Source organism: Kitasatospora sp. NPDC001539, from assembly GCF_040298565.1.
GTDB lineage: Bacteria > Actinomycetota > Actinomycetes > Streptomycetales > Streptomycetaceae > Kitasatospora.
Map to the genome: position 1 here is coordinate 1 of NZ_JBEPAK010000173.1, position 15,130 is coordinate 15,130.

The following is a 15,130-nucleotide window of genomic DNA, read 5'->3' on the forward strand; positions in this document are numbered from 1 at the left end:
GTCGACGTGCTCTGGGCGATGCTGCGTGACAAGAGGCTCTTCACCCCCGCTCCGCCAGTCAGGCAGACGGCTTGACACGGTCATTGAGATTCTCCTCGGCTCGCCAAGGGAGGTCGTCCGGACGGCACCCGGACGGCGACCAGGCCGGACGCGTCCGGGGACCGGGCCGGACCCATCCAAGCGTCCGGCCCAGCCCAAGTCGAGGAAGGCCACGGGCCCGTGCGTGTCGAAGCGGCCCGGCCGTGGGCGCCGCCGACCGGCGCACACGTGGGGCGAAGCCCTCACGGTCGTGCGCGGGCCCGTACGGGCGCCTCAGCGGCGCAGTTCCTCCTGAAGGGCTTCCTGGCCCGCCAGGAGGCTCTCCAGGAACTGCCCGTGCTTGGCGAGCGTGCTGCTCTGCGCTTCCAGGGTCCGGGCGTGGGCCCGCAGCACCCGGGTCTGTTCGTTCTGTCCGGAGACCATGACGCCGACGACGTCGGCGAGGCTGGTCATCGACTGGGGCCGCTCGACCCGGTCCCCGTGGCCGCCCTCCGGCGCCCGGGTGCGGACGGGCACGACGGCGCGGTCCTCCGTGCCGTCCCGGTCGGTCCTTGCCCCGGCCGTGTCCGTCGTGCCCGCGTCCGGGCGCTCGGCCGCCGCACTCGTCGCGCGCCCCGTCGCTATCGTGCGCTCTCCCGCCGTCGTACGCCCCGTCGCCGTACGCCCCGTCGCCGCCGCACGGGCCGCCGCGGACTCCTCGCGCAGCCGGTCGACCTCCGCCTCCAGCGCCGTCAGCCGCGCCCGCAGGTCCTCCAGCTCGCCCATCTTCTCCACCGTCCCGAACCCTCCCCGGCCGCCCACGGCCATTGACGTGCGGATTCAGCCTATCCGCAGCCCGCACCACCGGCCGGCGCCCGGCGCCCGGGACGGACGACCGCTCGGCCCGCCGAGGAACAGACGGACAACGCCGCGGTGGTCATCCTGGGGATCGCGCTCGCCTACGCGCTGATGGCGGTCGCGAACACCTTGATCATGGCGATGACCGGGCGGCGGCGGGAGTTCGCGCTGCTCGGGCTGACCGCGCGGTACGCGGCCAGATCGTCCGGGTGGCCGCGGCCGAGTCGGCCGTGGCGGTGGTCGTCGGCACCGTGCTCGCCGCCGTCGCGACCGGGCTGACGGCGGCCACCCAACACGCCTCCCTGGCACAGCTGGTGGCCGCGGCCCCGACGGTGGTCCCGTGGCCGCAGCTCCTGGCGACCATCGCGCTGTGCGCCCTCGTCACCGTGGCCACCGCGTCGGTGGCGACGGGGCGGGCGACTCACCGGAGAGCGGCGGAGGCAGTCGGCGTCCGCGAGTAGCACACTCCGACCGGCCCGCCCCGACCCAGCCGGGTCAGGCCGGGGCGGCGGCACGGGAGCGCCGATCACCGCGGGCACCCGCCGGTCCGGTCCGCCCGGTCGGTGTCGCCTGCCCGGCCGGGCGGACCCGGGCGGCGAACCGGCGTACGGGCCGCCCGCGCCGAGGACGCACCGGGGCCGCGTCAACGATGCGTCAAGATCCGGGTCCGCACGCCTTACCGTCCGGTCGGCCCGGGCGCATACTGTGCTGCGCGCGGCGCGCCCCGGCGACAGGGCCACTCCGGACCCGGCCCGGCCGCACCGCGACGGGGAGAAGGTAGAACAGGCGTGGCAGTACTCGTGATCGTCGTCGTGGTCGCCCTGCTGTGGCTGGTGACCGGCGTGCGGGTGGTGCAGCAGTACGAGCGCGGTGTGGTGTTCCGGCTGGGCCGGGTGCGCGGGTCGGTCCGCGAGCCGGGCATGACGCTGCTGGTGCCGCTGCTCGATCGGATGCGCAAGGTGAACGTCCAGGTCATCACGATGCCGGTGCCCGCCCAGGAGGGCATCACCAAGGACAACGTCTCGGTGAGCGTCGACGCGGTGCTGTACTTCCGCGTGATCGAGCCGATCAAGGCCACCGTGGACGTGCAGAACTACGGCTTCGCCATGCTGCAGGTCGCCCAGACCTCGCTGCGTTCGATCATCGGCAAGAGCGAGCTGGACGACCTGCTCTCCGGCCGGGAGCAGCTGCACCAGGGCCTGGAGGTCATGCTGGAGAGCCCGGCGGCGGGTTGGGGCGTGCACATCGACCGGGTGGAGATCAAGGACGTCAGCCTGCCCGACTCGATGAAGCGCTCGATGGCCCGTCAGGCCGAGGCCGACCGCGAGCGCCGGGCCCGGATCATCACGGCCGACGGTGAGTTCCAGGCGGCTGCCAAGCTGGCCGAGGCGGCGGCGAAGATGGCCGAGACCCCGGCGGCGATGCAGCTGCGCATGCTGCAGACGGTGGTCGAGGTCGCGGCGGAGAAGAACTCGACGCTCGTGCTGCCGTTCCCGGTGGAGCTGCTGCGCTTCTTCGAGGCCTCCACGGCCCGGCTCGCCGAGGGCGCCGCCGTCCCCGCGCCCGCCGCCGCCCCGACCGCGCCGCCGGCGCCCGCCGTCCCGCCGCAGGCGGCCGCCCAGGGCGACTGACGCCCGATCAGCCCCGGTCCCGTCTCACGGACGGACGATCGGCAGCAGCACCTCGTCCACGATCGCTGCCGGGTCGAGGAGTTCGGCGTCGCCGCCGCACATCTTGATCCGGTACAGCATCAACGCCGGCACCACGTCGGTGACCAGCGGGGTGACCGACCCGGGGCGGACCTCGCCCCGGGCGGTGCCCCGGTCGAGCACGTCGGCGATCAGCGCGGTGGTGGGCTCGACCACCCGCTCCAGGACGAGCGCCAGGAAGGCGTGCGCCCGACGGTGGTCGAGCTCGCTCATGATCGCCCGGACGGCGGCGCCGAGTTCGCTGAACATCGCGGTGCGCAGCCCGGTCACCACCTCCAGCAGGTCCCCGCGCAGGCTGCCGGTGTCGGGGGCCGGGCCGGCCGGGGGCAGGCTGGCCCGCAGCGCGTCCATCACCAGGTCCTCCTTGGAGGACCATCGGCGGTAGAGCGCCGCCTTCCCGGTCTGCGCGGCGGCGGCGACGCCCTCCATGGTGAGTCGCGCGTAGCCGTCGGTGGTGAGCTGCTGGAGGGCCGCCTCGTAGATTGCGCTCTCCAGCGCCTCCCCGCGCCGCCGGAGCCGGGCGGCCGTCACCGCCGCTCGCGCGGTGTCGGTTTCAGCGGACATGGCTGCGCACCTTCCGGGGTTCTCTGGTCACCACGCCTGCCTACAATGTTAGTGAACGAACCCGTTCCCTCCCAGCCACCGGGCGCCGCTCGGAGCGGCCCGGGCGCCGCCGCCCGTGTCCCGGACCCGGCCTGAACCCGCGGCCTGAACCCGCGGCCTGAACCCGCGGCCTGAACGCGGGACCTGAACCCGTTCGGGTGACTCCCGGGCACTGCTGCCGTCGCAGCGGCGAACGGTTCCGCTACCAACGGAGGGCACCATCCCCGACGGAGAGGCGGACCCCCACGTGGCCGCACCCACCACCTGCGACCGGAGCGCGACCGGCGACGGTCCCGCCCACGCCTCCAACCCGGCCGGAGCCGACAACCCGGCCACAGCCGCCGACCCCGCCCACCAGGACGGGGCCGCCCTCGGCCGCCAGGGCTCCGGCGGCCTCCGCGCGGGCGCCGCCGACCGCGCCGGGGGCCTGAGCGCCGCCGCGTTCGAGCCCACCGGCGAGGGCGTGCCCGACCACGACCTGCGCAACCACCTGACGGCGTCGGAGGAGAACCTGTGATCGCTCGGATCGCCAAGGCAGCGCTGGCGCTGCTGCTCGCCCTCGGGCTGCTGATCGTCGTCGGCCTCCGCCTGGACGATGACGACGACGACGCGGACTTCCGCGAGTTCGCCGACAGCTGCTGACGGCCGACCGCCGCCGGGGCTGTGTCCGTGCAGCAGGCTCGCGGTGACGGCAGGGAGCGGGCCGAGCGGCCCCGAGCGGAATGGTCGTCATGCGGTGCGGCGGCGCGCCCGGTGCGGCCTGCGATCAGTTCGCGACCGGCGGGTTGGGCCGGGTCAGCCCGCGGTCGTAGGCGAAGATCACGGCCTGCACGCGGTCCCGGGCGCCGATCTTCGAGAGCACCCGGCTGACGTGCGTCTTGACGGTCGACTCGGCCAGCACCAGGCGCTGGGCGATCTCGCTGTTCGTCCAGCCCCGGGCGATGGCCGTCAGGATCTCCCGCTCGCGCTCGGTCAGCGCGTCCAGCCGGGCGTCCTCGGCCGCCGCCGCGCCCGCCGGGCGGACCGGCAGGTGGTGGGCGTAGGCGTCGAGCAGGCGGCGGGTGATGGCGGGGGCCACCACCGCGTCGCCCTCGGCGACCGCGCGGATCCCGGCGAGCAGTTCCTCCGGGCGGGCGTCCTTCAGCAGGAAGCCGCTGGCTCCGGCGCGCAGCGCGGCGTGGGCGTACTCGTCGAGGTCGAAGGTGGTGAGCACGAGGATGCGCGAGCGTCCGCCCGTCGCGACGATCTGCCGGGTGGCCTCGATGCCGTCCATCCCGGGCATCCGGATGTCCATCAGGACGACGTCGGGCCGCAGGCCGGCGGTCAGCCGGACGGCCTCGCCGCCGTGGGCGGCCTCGCCGACCACCTCGGTGTCGGGCTGGCTCTCCAGCAGCATCCGGAAGCCGTAGCGCTGCAGTGGCTGGTCGTCCACGATGAGGACGGTGGTCACGTCGGGCCGCCTGTCGGTTCGGGGGTGAGGTCGAGTACGGCCTCCACGGTCCATCCTGCCCCAGGGCCGGGGCCCGCCGTGACGGTGCCGCGGTACAGGGCCGCGCGTTCGCGCATGCCGGCCAGGCCGTGGCCCTCGCCGGCCGGCCGCACCGGCCCGGGGTCGGCGCCGGGCGGACCGCTGTCCCGCACGCGCACCCGCAGCCGGGCGGTGTCGGCGGTCAGGGTCACGTGCGCGCGGGTCCCGGCGCCGGCGTGCTTGAGGGAGTTGGTGAGCGCCTCCTGCACGATCCGGTAGGCCATCAGCTGGACTCCGCGGTCGAGCTGGTCGACGTCGCCGCCGACGGTGTAGAGCACCTGGGGGCCGGCGGCGCGGATGCGGGCGCACAGCGCGTCGAGGTCGGCGATGCCGGGCTGGGGGTTGAACTCGGCGGCCTGGTCGCCCTGGTCGCGCAGCACGCCGAGCATCCGGCGCAGTTCGCCGAGCGCCTGGCGGCTGGTCTCGCCGATCAGTTGGAGCGCCTCCCGGCCGCGTTCGGGGGACGTCTGGGCGGCGTAGGCGCCGCCGTCGGCGAGGGTGACGATGACGGAGAGGTTGTGGCCGATGATGTCGTGCATCTCCCGGGCCACCCGGGTGCGTTCGGTGGCGGCGGCGAGTCGGCTGCGTTGGTCGCGTTCGATCTCCAGCCGGGCGGCCCGCTCGCGCAGCCCGGCGAGCTGGGCGCGGCGGATGCGCACCGCGATGCCGAGGGCGACGGCCGCCGTGGCGGCGCTGACCAGGAAGAACAGTGCGTCGCCGACCGGCAGCCCGCCGCCGGAGACCTGCACGGCCACCAGGGCCATCGCGCCCACCATCACGGCGCAGGACCAGGCCAGGTGCCGCAGCCGCCCGTGCAGGGCGAGGCTGTAGAGGGCGACCAGCAGGGCGGCGTCGGCGCGCAGGGCGACGCCGAGCGACCACTGCAGCACGAAGACCGCCATGATCGCCGCGAGCGCCTCGGTGGGCCGCCGGCGCCGCCACAGCAAGGGCAGGACCAGACCCGCCTGGAAGGCCAGCATGGCGGGCAGCGGTGGGCGGGCGAAGACGATCCGGTGCTCGTGCGCGGGCTCGTCGCGGCCGGCGAAGGGGAAGAGGTCGGGGAGGCAGAACATCAGGACGACCACCGCGACCACGGCGGCGTCCAGGACCCAGGGGTGGTCGCGGTCCGCCTGCCGCACGCGCTGGCCGATCCCGGCCAGCCGGACGAACAGCGGGTGGCCGGACAGCGCGTCGGCGGCCAAGCCGTCGGGAATGGCTCGGTCCTCACTCACCGGTGTCTTCTCCCTGGTGGTGGTACGGGTGGTGCGGCGCCGGGAGTTCCGACGCCGCACCGGGAGTCTCTCAGGCGTCCGTGCGGACCAGCCGTACGGCGGCGCCGGCGAGGGCGAGCACCGTCCAGCCGAGGAAGACCAGCAGTCCGGCCGTCGGCGAGAGGGTGGTCGTGTCGTGGTGGAGGGCGAACATCGCCTCACCCGCGTGGCTGGGCAGGTAGGGGCTGATGTGGTCCTGCCACGAGCTGGGCAGCAGCGACACCAGCCCGGGGACCAGCATCAGCGAGGCGACCAGCACCGAGATGCCGCCGGCCACCGAGCGTAGCAGCGCACCGAGGGCGACGCCGATCACGCCGACCAGGCCCAGGTAGAGCGCGGCGCCGAGCAGGCCGCGCACCACCCCGGCGTCCGAGAGGGTCATCGCCGCCCGCGTCCCGGAGAGGATGCGGGTGTCGACCAGGAAGGCGACGAACACCCCGACCGTGGCGAGGACCAGCGCGATCAGGCCGTACACCGCGGCCTTGGACCAGAGCACGGGCAGACGGCGCGGCACCGCGGCCAGGGTCGAGCGGATCATGCCGGTCGAGTACTCGCCGGCCGCGACCAGCACGCCGAGGACGCCGAGCGCCAGCTGCGCGAAGTTGGTGCCGAACAGCGACAGGCTGAGGGTGCTCGCGGCGGCGAAGTCCCGGTCCATCGGGCGGCCGGAGGTGATCCGCGACTTGAACTGGGAGGCCGCGATCAGGCCGAAGGCGATCAGGAAGAGCAGCGCCAGCCCGAGGGTGATCCAGGTCGAGCGCAGCGACCACAGCTTGGCCCACTCGGAGCGCAGCACGCGTGCGGCCGTCACCCTGTACGCGGGGCGGGCGGCACGCGGTTCGGCGGACGTGGCGGGCTCGGAGGTCACGATGGTGCTCATGCCGCGCTCCTCGGGGTCTCGGTCTCGGCGTCGTTCTCGGGCGTGCTCGCGGCCTTGCCCTTGGTTCCGGCGGTGGTGGTGCCGTGGTACTCCACGGCGTCCCTGGTCAGGTCCATGAACGCCTCCTCGAGGGAGACCGTCCGCGGGCTGAGCTCGAAGACGGCGATGCCGTGTTCGGCGGCGGTCAGGCCGATCTCGCGGGCGGTACGGCCGCTGACCAGGAGTTCCTCGGAGCCGGAGCGGCCGGTGATCTCCACACCGGGGCCGGCCAGCGCCGAGCGCAGCCGGGCCGGGTCGGCGCTGGCCACCTTGACGACGTCGCCACCGGCCTCCCGGACCAGGTCCTGCACGGTGGTGTCGGCGAGCAGCCGGCCGCGGCCCACGATGATGAGGTGGTCGGCGACCAGTGAGACCTCGCTCATCAGGTGCGAGGAGACGAAGACGGTGCGCCCCTCGGCGGCGAGGGAGGTGAGCAGGTTGCGGATCCACAGGACGCCCTCGGGGTCGAGACCGTTGACCGGCTCGTCCAGCATCACCGTGGCCGGGTCGCCCAGCAGGGCGGCCGCGATGCCGAGCCGCTGGCCCATGCCGAGCGAGAATGCCCCGGCCCGCTTGCGGGCGACGCTCTGCAGGCCGGTCATCTCGATGACCTCCTCCACCCGGCGGCGCGGGATGCCGTGGGTGTGCGCCTGGGCCATCAGGTGGTTGAAGGCCGAACGGCCGGGGTGGATCGACTTGGCCTCCAGCAGCGCGCCGACCTCCTGCAACGGCGCGGCGTGCTCGGCGTAGCGGCGGCCGTTGACCCGCACCGACCCGCTGGTGGGTGCGTCCAGGCCGACGACCATCCGCATGGTGGTGGACTTCCCGGCCCCGTTGGGCCCGAGGAACCCGGTCACCGTTCCCGGTCGGACGGTGAAGTCCAGCCTGTCCACGGCGGTCTTCTCCCCGTACCGCTTCGTCAGCTGGTGCGCCTCGATCATCGCTCGCCCTTACGTCCAGGGGCCGGGCCGTCCCGGCCGCCCACGGTTCCACGCTAGGTGCGGCCCGAGCCGGATCCGTGGCACCGCGGGCTGATCATCGGGCCGTCCGTAGTACCGCGGTACCACGCCGCCCACTCCGGCTCGGCGCGGCTCCCAACCGGGCCGCCGACCTGCCCGGCGACGCTCCACGCCGACACCGGCGGCGGAGCACCGGCGGCGGGGCACCGGCAGCCGCCCCGGCCCGGGAGGCGGCGGGCGCGGGAGACGCCGATACTGGGGCCGCAACCCGAGGCGGCCCCGGCGGCCGGGGACGGCCGTCGACGCGCCGCGGAACCGAGGAGTACGCCGTGACCGGACCAGTTGTCGTCGGCTTCGACGGCTCGCCCGAGAGCCTCGCCGCCACCGAATGGGCCGCCCGCGAGGCACAGCGCCGCGGACTCGGCCTCGAAGTCCTCCACGCGTGGCCCTGGCCGAAGCGCGACGTGGTCGGCAGCGACCAGACCTACCACCGCGCCCTGGCGCAGCTGGCCGAGCGCGAGGGAGCCCTGCGCGCCCTGGCACCGGAGGTGCCGATCGTCTCCTCGCCGGTCTCCGGCGACCCGGTGGAGGCGCTGGAGGCCGCCTCGCGCACGGCGGCCGTGGTGGTGCTCGGCTCACGCGGGCTGGGCACCCTGCGCGGTTACCTGACCGGCTCGGTGAGCCAGGAGGTGCTGCGCCGGGCCGCCTGCCCCGTGGTGCTGGTGCGGGCGCGCGAGAGCGAGCCGGCCGGCGACGTGACGGTCGGCCTCGACCTGACGCACCCGGCGGAGGCGGTCCTGGCCTTCGCCTTCGAGGCCGCCGCGCTCCGCTCCGCGCCGCTGCGGGTCGTCCACGTCTGGAACCCGCCCGCCGGCAGCGAGTACATGGCCTACGGCGCCATCGGCGGGCTGGAGCGCGAGGTCTCCGCCGTCGAGCGGACCGGGCTCGCCGAGGCCCTGGAGCCCTGGCGCGGCCGCCACCCCGAGGTGGAGGTGACGGACGAGCTTGTGCGGGGCAAGGCCGCCGTCGAGCTGGTGGACGCGGCGGCGACGGCCCGGCTGGTGGTCGTCGGCCGCCGTACCCACCACGCGCCGCTGCGCCACCACCACCTCGGCCCGGTGGCGCACGCGGTCGTCCACCACGTCCACTGCCCGGTCGCCGTCGTCCCGTACGGCTGAGCGGGCCGGCACGACCGCCGGGGCGGCCCCACCGCGGACGTCGTGTACGTTCGATGCGATTCCCGAGCCTCCGCCCGGCCGACCCCCGAGGAGCACGTCATGGCCGATGACACCCGCGCCCACCTGCTCGCGACCCTCGACATCGCGGCCTCCGCCCGCGCGCACGGCAACCACCCCTTCGGCGCGCTGCTGACGGACGCCGACGGGAGCGTCCTGCTCACCGCCGAGAACACCGTGCTGACGGACCACGACGTGACCGCCCACGCGGAGACCAACCTGGTCCGGCGGGCCTCCCGCACCCTGGCCCCGGCCCAGCTCGCCAAGGCCACCCTGTACTCCAGCACCGAGCCGTGCGCGATGTGCGCGGGCGCCATCTTCTGGAGCGGCATCCGGCGGGTCGTGTACGCGCTGGCGGCCACCGAACTGAACGTCATCGCGGGGGTGGATCCGGAGGAGCCGGTGCTCCACCTGCCCTGCCGTCAGGTCTTCGCCGCCGGCGGCAGCCCGGTGGAGGTCTCGGGGCCGCACCTGTACGAGGAGGCGGCCGCGGTGCACACGGGGTACTGGGGCTGACGGGTGCGGAGCCCGGACCGGCGCCGCCCGTAGCCGTCCGTCAGACTGTTCCCCGCGCTGCGGGCGGCGGAGCCCGGTCCGCGCGCGGTCGGCAGCACGCGGGGAGGGAAGCGGTGGGTGCGGACCTGATCGGGGCGGTGGCGGCGGCACTCGGCTGCGGCGATTCGGCGGTGGTGGACGTCGGCCCGGGGCACCGGCGGCTGGCCGTACCGGACCGGCAGGGCGGGCGGTTCACCGTCGACGTCCTCGGCGACGGCGGCGGGGCGCACCGGGTGGTCCACCTGCTGCCGGGTGGCGGGCTCAACGTCGCCGCCGACTACTGCACCGCACGGGGCCGGAGCCTCGCGCGCTTCCTCGCGGACCACGGGTACCTGGTCGTCGGCACCACGCCGCGCGAGGACGCGTTGACGCCCGACCTGATCGGCCCGCACTGCGCGGACCGGGGCCTGGACGCCCAGCGGGCCGACCTCCGGCGGGTCGTCGCCGCCGTCGAGTCCGTCACCGGCCTGCCGTACGAGTTGCTCGGCCACTCGGCCGGGGCCGCGCTCGCGCTGGCAACCGCCGTACGGGACGGCGGCGAGCGGCTGCGCCGGGTGCTCGTCCTCGACACCACCGGCCCCTACGACCCGGAGACCGAGCCGGAGCTCGTCGCGAGAGCCTCGGCGCTGACCGACGGGTTCCGGCAGCTGTTGGCTGCGGGCACCTGGACCGTCGACCCCGGGCTGAAGGGCCTGTTCGCCCGCGCGGCCGCCGCCCCGGACGCCCCGAGCGGGGTGCCGCGACCGGTGCCCGGGGCGGCGCAGTTCAGCAACCTCGGCCTGCTGCACTACGCGCTGACCCGCACCCGGGAGCTGCCCGGGGCGGCGAACTGGATCTACCACCGGGGCCACAGCGCCGGTGGGTACGCCTTCGGCGCCACGCCCACCGAGGACCGCTTCGTCCTGGACCACGCACCGCTGCCGGTCTGGACGGCGGCGGTCTCCCGGCTCGGCAGCGGCCTGCAGGCGACCGCCCTGCTCCGCGACCTGGCGGCGCTCTGGGCCGGCCGGGCGGAGGTCCACCGCATCGACTGGTCCGCGATCCGGGCCGATGTCGTCTGGCTGAACGCCGAGCTCGGACGCGGCGACCACGACCTCGGCCCCCGCCTGGTCCGCCGGGGCGGCGCCCGGGTCGACTACCGGGTGGTGCCGGGCTACGGCCACGGCGACGTGGTCTGGTCGGCCACCGCCGAACGCGACGTGTGGCGGTGGCTCCTGCCCGGCCGCTGAACGGCCGGCCGGGCCCCGGTCGGCCCTTCAGGCCTGGGCGAGGGCTTCGCTGAGGCGGTTGGCCGCCTCGACGGCGGCCTGGGCCAGGTGCGGGCCGGGGTGCCGGGTGAGGCGCTCGATCGGGCCGGAGACGGAGACGGCGGCCACCACCCGGTTGGACGGGCCGCGGACGGGCGCGGCGACGGAGGCGACCCCGGGTTCGCGCTCGCCGATGGACTGCGCCCAGCCGCGGCGCCGCACCCCGGCGAGCGCGGTGGCCGTGAAGCGGGCGCCCAGGAGGCCGCGGTGGAGGCGCTCGGGTTCCTCCCAGGCGAGCAGCACCTGGGCGGCGGATCCCGCCTTCATGGACAGCGTGACACCGACCGGGACGGTGTCGCGGAGGCCGGAGAGCCGCTCGGCGGCGGCCACGCAGATGCGGACCTCGCCCTGGCGCCGGTAGAGCTGCGCGCTCTCGCCCGTGACGTCGCGCAGGTGCGTGAGGACCGAGCCGGCGGCGGCCAGCAGCCGGTCCTCACCGGCGGCCGCCGAGAGTTCCGTCAGCCGGGGGCCGAGGACGAACCGGCCCTGCAGGTCCCTGCTGACCAGGCGGTGGTGTTCCAGCGCGACGGCGAGCCGGTGCGCGGTGGGCCGCGCCATACCGGTCGCGGCGACGAGTCCGGCCAGTGTGGTGGGGCCGGACTCCAGGGTGCCGAGGATCGAGGTGACCTTGTCGAGCACGCCGACGCCGCTCGTGTTCTGCATGGGATGGGTACTCCAGTCTCGTACCCGTGAGCGGGGGGCGGATTCGCGCTCACGGGGGCTCCCCGCGGGGAGCGGGGGTGGTCAGCGAGGACGGGCCGGAGAGATCGGCCGAGTGCCTGCGCCGGGCACGAGACGGGTACGCGGAACGGCCGGGGCGGCGGAGAGCGCCCGGGCGAAGGACAGCACAGAGAGCACCGTGTCTCCTCATCTTTCCCGCGCCACGTTGGCGACAGGCCGGAGTTGGCACTGATCCCGGGCGGCGCGGCGCGTACTTCGGACGCCGGGTCGACCGGGGAGTTGCCGGGGCTTCGTAGGGCCGGTCCCTCCACCCCTCTGGATGATTCGCCAGGAACCATACAAGACTCCCCGGCCGGCCCGCCAAACCGGCCCCCCGGCGGAGCCCGGCCGGTCAGCGGCGCTCGGGACGGGGCCGGGCCGGTACGGCGGCCCGCACCCATTCGGGGAGGGATTCCCCCGACGCCCGTCCGTCGCCGACCGTTCCCACCGCTCCGGCTGCTTCAATCTGCGGGACGAGGCCTTCCGGGCTTTCCAACTCTCTTCACTGAATTCGGTTTTAATCATTCGTTATGCGCGGGCCCTTCACTCCGCCCGGCCGAACCGCGAGGCTTCCGACTGTTTCCGCCGGAGCCGCGCGACCGCGCGGCCCGCCGCATGGGGAGGACCCACCATCGTGCCCAACAGGCAACGCCGACGGCTGCTACTGCCCGCCGTGACCCTCACCGCGCTCGGACTGACCACCACCCAGGCCCTCGCCGCGCCGTCCGGGACACCCGGGCCTCGTCCGCACCAGGCCCAGCACCAGGCCGAGATCGGGGCGAAGCACGCGAAGAAGGTCCAGGGCGGCACGGGCTCCACCGCCGGTCCCGCCTTCAGCGCCAGGGCGGACGCCCCCGGCGAGGACGAAGGCGACGAGGCGGAGAACTCCGCCGAGGGCACCGCCCAGTACACCGAGGCCCGCACCGCCCCCGGGGTGGTCGCGCCCGGCGCGTACGGCGCCGCCTGGGCCCAGCTGCAGTCCATGCCGCACACCGGCGGCAGCTGGGACCACGTCACCGGCAAGCCGTACAACTCCGACGACCCGCGCTACCGCGACGTCAACTCCAACTCCAGCGGCGGCTCCGGGTTCGTGACCGGCCGGATCACCGGCATCGCGGCCGACGACGACGGCTACGTCTACGCGGGCGGCGCCAACGGGGGCGTGTTCCGCTCCCGCACCGGCGGCGGGCAGTGGCAGTCCATCTCGGACAAGCTGCCGTCCCTCTCCACCGGCACGCTGAACCTCGACGGCGGTGGCCGGCTCTGGTACGCGACCGGTGAGTCCAACACCGGCGCGACCTCGTACGTCGGCACCGGCGTGTACGTGCTCGGCGACCCGAAGCACGGCGAGTTCCAGCCCGGCATGCGGGTGGGCGGCGCGGAGCTGGAGTCGACGATCATCCACGCGCTGCGCTTCGGCGGCGGCAAGGTGTGGGCGGCCACCAGCCGGGGCGTGTGGAGCCACTCCACCACGGACCTGTCCGGCCCGTGGACGCTGGAGTTCGCACCCAACCCGGACTACCTGCCGGGCGGTTCGAAGGCGGGCGACCCGGCCGCGCCGTACAAGAACATCGCCAACGACATCGCGATCGACCCGAAGGACCCGACCAAGGTGGTCCTGGCGGTCGGCTGGCGCGGCGGCGACACCTACAACGGCTTCTACGCCAAGGCCTCCGACGGCACCTGGCAGCGGGTCGGCTCGCTCGGCGACCTGCCGACCGACGCCGCGAACGTGGGCAACGTGACCTTCGCCGCCTCCGCCGACGGTTCCCGGTACTACGCGATCGACCAGTCCCCGGCGGTCATGGCGAGCGACCCGGACACCGGCCTGAAGGGCATCTACGTCTCCAAATCGGGCTCGCCGTTCGGCCCGTGGACCCAGATCGCGGACAAGGACAAGCTGAAGAACTCCGGCTCCGCACTGCAGGACGCCGGCTACCAACCGGGCATCCAGGCCTGGTACAACCAGTTCCTCCAGGTCGACCCGGCCAACCCGGACCACCTCTACGCCGGCCTGGAGGAGGTCCTGGAGACGAAGGACGGCGGCTCCAGCTGGACCGTCCCGGGCCCGTACTGGAACTTCGGCTTCCCCTGCTGGAGCATCGACCCGGCCAAGCAGACCGGTGACTGCTCCGAGACCACCCACTCCGACCAGCACGCCATCGCCGTGGGGTCGTACCGGGGCAGGACCAGCGTGTACGTCGGCAACGACGGCGGGATCTACAGCCGTCCGATCAACGGCGCGGCCGACGCCTCCGGCCATGCCACCGACTGGAAGTCCCTGGCCGACGGCACCATGGACACCCTCCAGTACTACTCGGTGGGCGTCGGCAAGGACCCCGCGGACCGCTCCGGCCGGGGCGTCATCGTCAGCGGCGGCCTCCAGGACAACGGCGAGTCCATCCTGCGCGCCCACGACAAGGTGATGGGCTCCGACTTCGGCGGCGACGGCGCCGACACCCTGGTCGACCCGAACAACGGCTGCAACATCGCCGAGGAGTACGTCTACCTCGACATGTGGGTCACCCAGAACTGCGCCGTCAACGACGGCTCCTGGAGGAGCGACCCGAGCAAGGCCACCTCCTACGAGGTCGCCCCGCCCGACAAGGACACCAGCGCCGCGCGCTTCATCGCCCCGATCACCAGCGACCCGAAGGACGTCAACACCTGGATCGCCGGCGGCCGGCACGTCTGGGTCCAGCACAAGGGCTACGCCATCCGCAGCGGCAGCGAGTGGACCTCCGCCTACGACCTCGGCGCCGGCCACGTCGCCACCGCCGTCGCCACCGTCAACGGCACCGTGTACGCGGGCTGGTGCGGCCCCTGCAACAACCAGGGCTTCAGCCGCGGCATCGCCGTCGGCAACACGGACGGCACCGGCTGGCACCAGCTCAACCTGCCCGTCGACGGCACCCTGCCCAACCGCTACGTCTCCTCCTTCGCCGTCGACGAGAACGACGCCCGGCACGTCTTCGTCGCCTTCAACGGCTTCTCCCGCACCTGGACGGAAGGCCCCGGCGCCGGCAACGGCCACCTCTTCGAGACCCACGACGGCGGCGCCACCTGGACCGACGTCTCGGCCAACCTGCCGGACGTCCCCGCCACCTCCGTCAAGATCCTCCCCAACGGCGGCATCGCCCTCGGCACCGACCTCGCCGCCTTCTACCGCGCCCCCGGCACCACCGACTGGCGCGTCCTCGGCCGCAACCTGCCCACCACCGCGGTGCAGCAGCTCAAGATCGGCCCGGACGGCAGGCTCTACGCCGCCACCTTCGGCCGCGGCATCTGGTCCTTCAACCTGCACAGCCTGGGCCGCGGCCGCTACGACGAGACCGACGACTGATCCCCGTCCCTCCCGGCTCGCCTCCCACCGGTGCCCCGCCCCCAGCTCAAGATCGTGGCGGGCCCCCGCCGACCAGCGCCCCGTAGGTAGGGGGCCGCCGGACAC

General features: G+C 74.5%; 15 protein-coding genes and 1 riboswitch. Of the genes, 8 read left to right on the plus strand and 7 right to left on the minus strand.

All coding sequences use genetic code 11. The annotated features are described in order from the left end of the window. Nucleotides 1–312: 312 nt before the first annotated feature. On the minus strand, nt 313–804 hold the full coding sequence (locus ABT247_RS23725) for a hypothetical protein (RefSeq protein WP_350745412.1): 492 nt from the start codon (nt 802–804) through the stop codon (nt 313–315). Between the two features lie 281 nt (nt 805–1,085). Between ABT247_RS23725 and ABT247_RS23730 the strand changes: the two genes are divergently transcribed. Then, the gene (locus tag ABT247_RS23730; RefSeq protein ID WP_350745414.1) at nt 1,086–1,337 is read left to right on the plus strand and encodes a hypothetical protein; all 252 of its coding nucleotides are present in this window, start codon (nt 1,086–1,088) and stop codon (nt 1,335–1,337) included. A gap of 327 nt (nt 1,338–1,664) precedes the next feature. Next, nucleotides 1,665–2,507, plus strand: coding sequence for a slipin family protein (locus ABT247_RS23735; RefSeq protein WP_350745417.1), 843 nt, complete (start codon nt 1,665–1,667; stop codon nt 2,505–2,507). Nucleotides 2,508–2,531: 24 nt separating this feature from the next. Here ABT247_RS23735 and ABT247_RS23740 read toward each other — a convergent pair whose 3' ends face one another. Then, the gene (locus tag ABT247_RS23740) at nt 2,532–3,149 is read right to left on the minus strand and encodes a TetR/AcrR family transcriptional regulator (protein ID WP_350745419.1); all 618 of its coding nucleotides are present in this window, start codon (nt 3,147–3,149) and stop codon (nt 2,532–2,534) included. Nucleotides 3,150–3,435: 286 nt separating this feature from the next. Here ABT247_RS23740 and ABT247_RS23745 point away from each other — a divergent pair, with 286 nt between their 5' ends. Then, a complete protein-coding gene (locus tag ABT247_RS23745; protein ID WP_350745422.1) occupies nt 3,436–3,705 on the plus strand; it encodes a hypothetical protein in 270 nt (89 codons plus the stop codon). Further along, entirely contained in the window at nt 3,702–3,830 is a 129-nt protein-coding gene (locus tag ABT247_RS23750) for a hypothetical protein (RefSeq protein WP_350745425.1), read from the plus strand. Before ABT247_RS23745 ends, ABT247_RS23750 begins: the two co-directional genes overlap by 4 nt. A 124-nt stretch (nt 3,831–3,954) precedes the next feature. Here the strand turns inward: ABT247_RS23750 and ABT247_RS23755 are convergent, their stop codons facing one another. The 4 genes from ABT247_RS23755 to ABT247_RS23770 form a co-directional block, all read right to left on the minus strand. Next, nucleotides 3,955–4,638 (minus strand): response regulator, encoded by a 684-nt coding sequence (locus ABT247_RS23755; RefSeq protein WP_350745427.1) that lies wholly within the window; start codon nt 4,636–4,638, stop codon nt 3,955–3,957. Continuing rightward, nucleotides 4,635–5,948 carry a sensor histidine kinase gene (locus ABT247_RS23760; RefSeq protein ID WP_350745430.1) on the minus strand — a complete coding sequence of 438 codons (1,314 nt, stop codon included), beginning with the start codon at nt 5,946–5,948 and terminating at the stop codon, nt 4,635–4,637. Before ABT247_RS23760 ends, ABT247_RS23755 begins: the two co-directional genes overlap by 4 nt. Before the next feature lie 70 nt (nt 5,949–6,018). Then, the gene (locus ABT247_RS23765; RefSeq protein ID WP_350745433.1) at nt 6,019–6,867 is read right to left on the minus strand and encodes an ABC transporter permease; all 849 of its coding nucleotides are present in this window, start codon (nt 6,865–6,867) and stop codon (nt 6,019–6,021) included. Then, nucleotides 6,864–7,847, minus strand: coding sequence for an ABC transporter ATP-binding protein (locus ABT247_RS23770; RefSeq protein WP_350745436.1), 984 nt, complete (start codon nt 7,845–7,847; stop codon nt 6,864–6,866). Before ABT247_RS23770 ends, ABT247_RS23765 begins: the two co-directional genes overlap by 4 nt. Before the next feature lie 347 nt (nt 7,848–8,194). Here ABT247_RS23770 and ABT247_RS23775 point away from each other — a divergent pair, with 347 nt between their 5' ends. From ABT247_RS23775 to ABT247_RS23785, 3 genes are all read left to right on the plus strand, one after another. After that, the gene (locus ABT247_RS23775; RefSeq protein ID WP_350745439.1) at nt 8,195–9,043 is read left to right on the plus strand and encodes a universal stress protein; all 849 of its coding nucleotides are present in this window, start codon (nt 8,195–8,197) and stop codon (nt 9,041–9,043) included. 99 nt (nt 9,044–9,142) lie between these two features. Continuing rightward, nucleotides 9,143–9,616: a nucleoside deaminase gene (locus ABT247_RS23780; RefSeq protein ID WP_350745442.1), complete on the plus strand. Its 474-nt coding sequence runs from the start codon at nt 9,143–9,145 to the stop codon at nt 9,614–9,616. 113 nt (nt 9,617–9,729) lie between these two features. Next, nucleotides 9,730–10,884 (plus strand): alpha/beta fold hydrolase, encoded by a 1,155-nt coding sequence (locus ABT247_RS23785; RefSeq protein WP_350745445.1) that lies wholly within the window; start codon nt 9,730–9,732, stop codon nt 10,882–10,884. Between the two features lie 27 nt (nt 10,885–10,911). Here ABT247_RS23785 and ABT247_RS23790 read toward each other — a convergent pair whose 3' ends face one another. Next, nucleotides 10,912–11,625 (minus strand): IclR family transcriptional regulator, encoded by a 714-nt coding sequence (locus ABT247_RS23790; RefSeq protein ID WP_350745448.1) that lies wholly within the window; start codon nt 11,623–11,625, stop codon nt 10,912–10,914. Nucleotides 11,626–11,826: 201 nt separating this feature from the next. Beyond that, nucleotides 11,827–11,969: riboswitch (SAM riboswitch) on the minus strand. Nucleotides 11,970–12,316: 347 nt separating this feature from the next. On the opposite strand from ABT247_RS23790, the gene ABT247_RS23795 reads away from it, so the two are divergent. Next, nucleotides 12,317–15,025, plus strand: a complete 2,709-nt coding sequence (locus ABT247_RS23795; RefSeq protein WP_502892490.1) for a glycosyl hydrolase — start codon at nt 12,317–12,319, stop codon at nt 15,023–15,025. The last annotated feature ends 105 nt before the right edge of the window (nt 15,026–15,130 follow it).

What these genes read in the sequence shown, in the direction of transcription:
- ABT247_RS23740 (WP_350745419.1), bottom strand. Translation starts at nt 3,149, where the DNA reads ATGTCCGCTGAAACCGACACCGCGCGAGCGGCGGTGACGGCCGCCCGG.
- ABT247_RS23765 (WP_350745433.1), bottom strand. Translation starts at nt 6,867, where the DNA reads ATGAGCACCATCGTGACCTCCGAGCCCGCCACGTCCGCCGAACCGCGT.
- ABT247_RS23770 (WP_350745436.1), bottom strand. Translation starts at nt 7,847, where the DNA reads ATGATCGAGGCGCACCAGCTGACGAAGCGGTACGGGGAGAAGACCGCC.
- ABT247_RS23780 (WP_350745442.1), top strand. Translation starts at nt 9,143, where the DNA reads ATGGCCGATGACACCCGCGCCCACCTGCTCGCGACCCTCGACATCGCG.
- ABT247_RS23790 (WP_350745448.1), bottom strand. Translation starts at nt 11,625, where the DNA reads ATGCAGAACACGAGCGGCGTCGGCGTGCTCGACAAGGTCACCTCGATC.
- ABT247_RS23725 (WP_350745412.1), bottom strand. Translation starts at nt 804, where the DNA reads ATGGGCGAGCTGGAGGACCTGCGGGCGCGGCTGACGGCGCTGGAGGCG.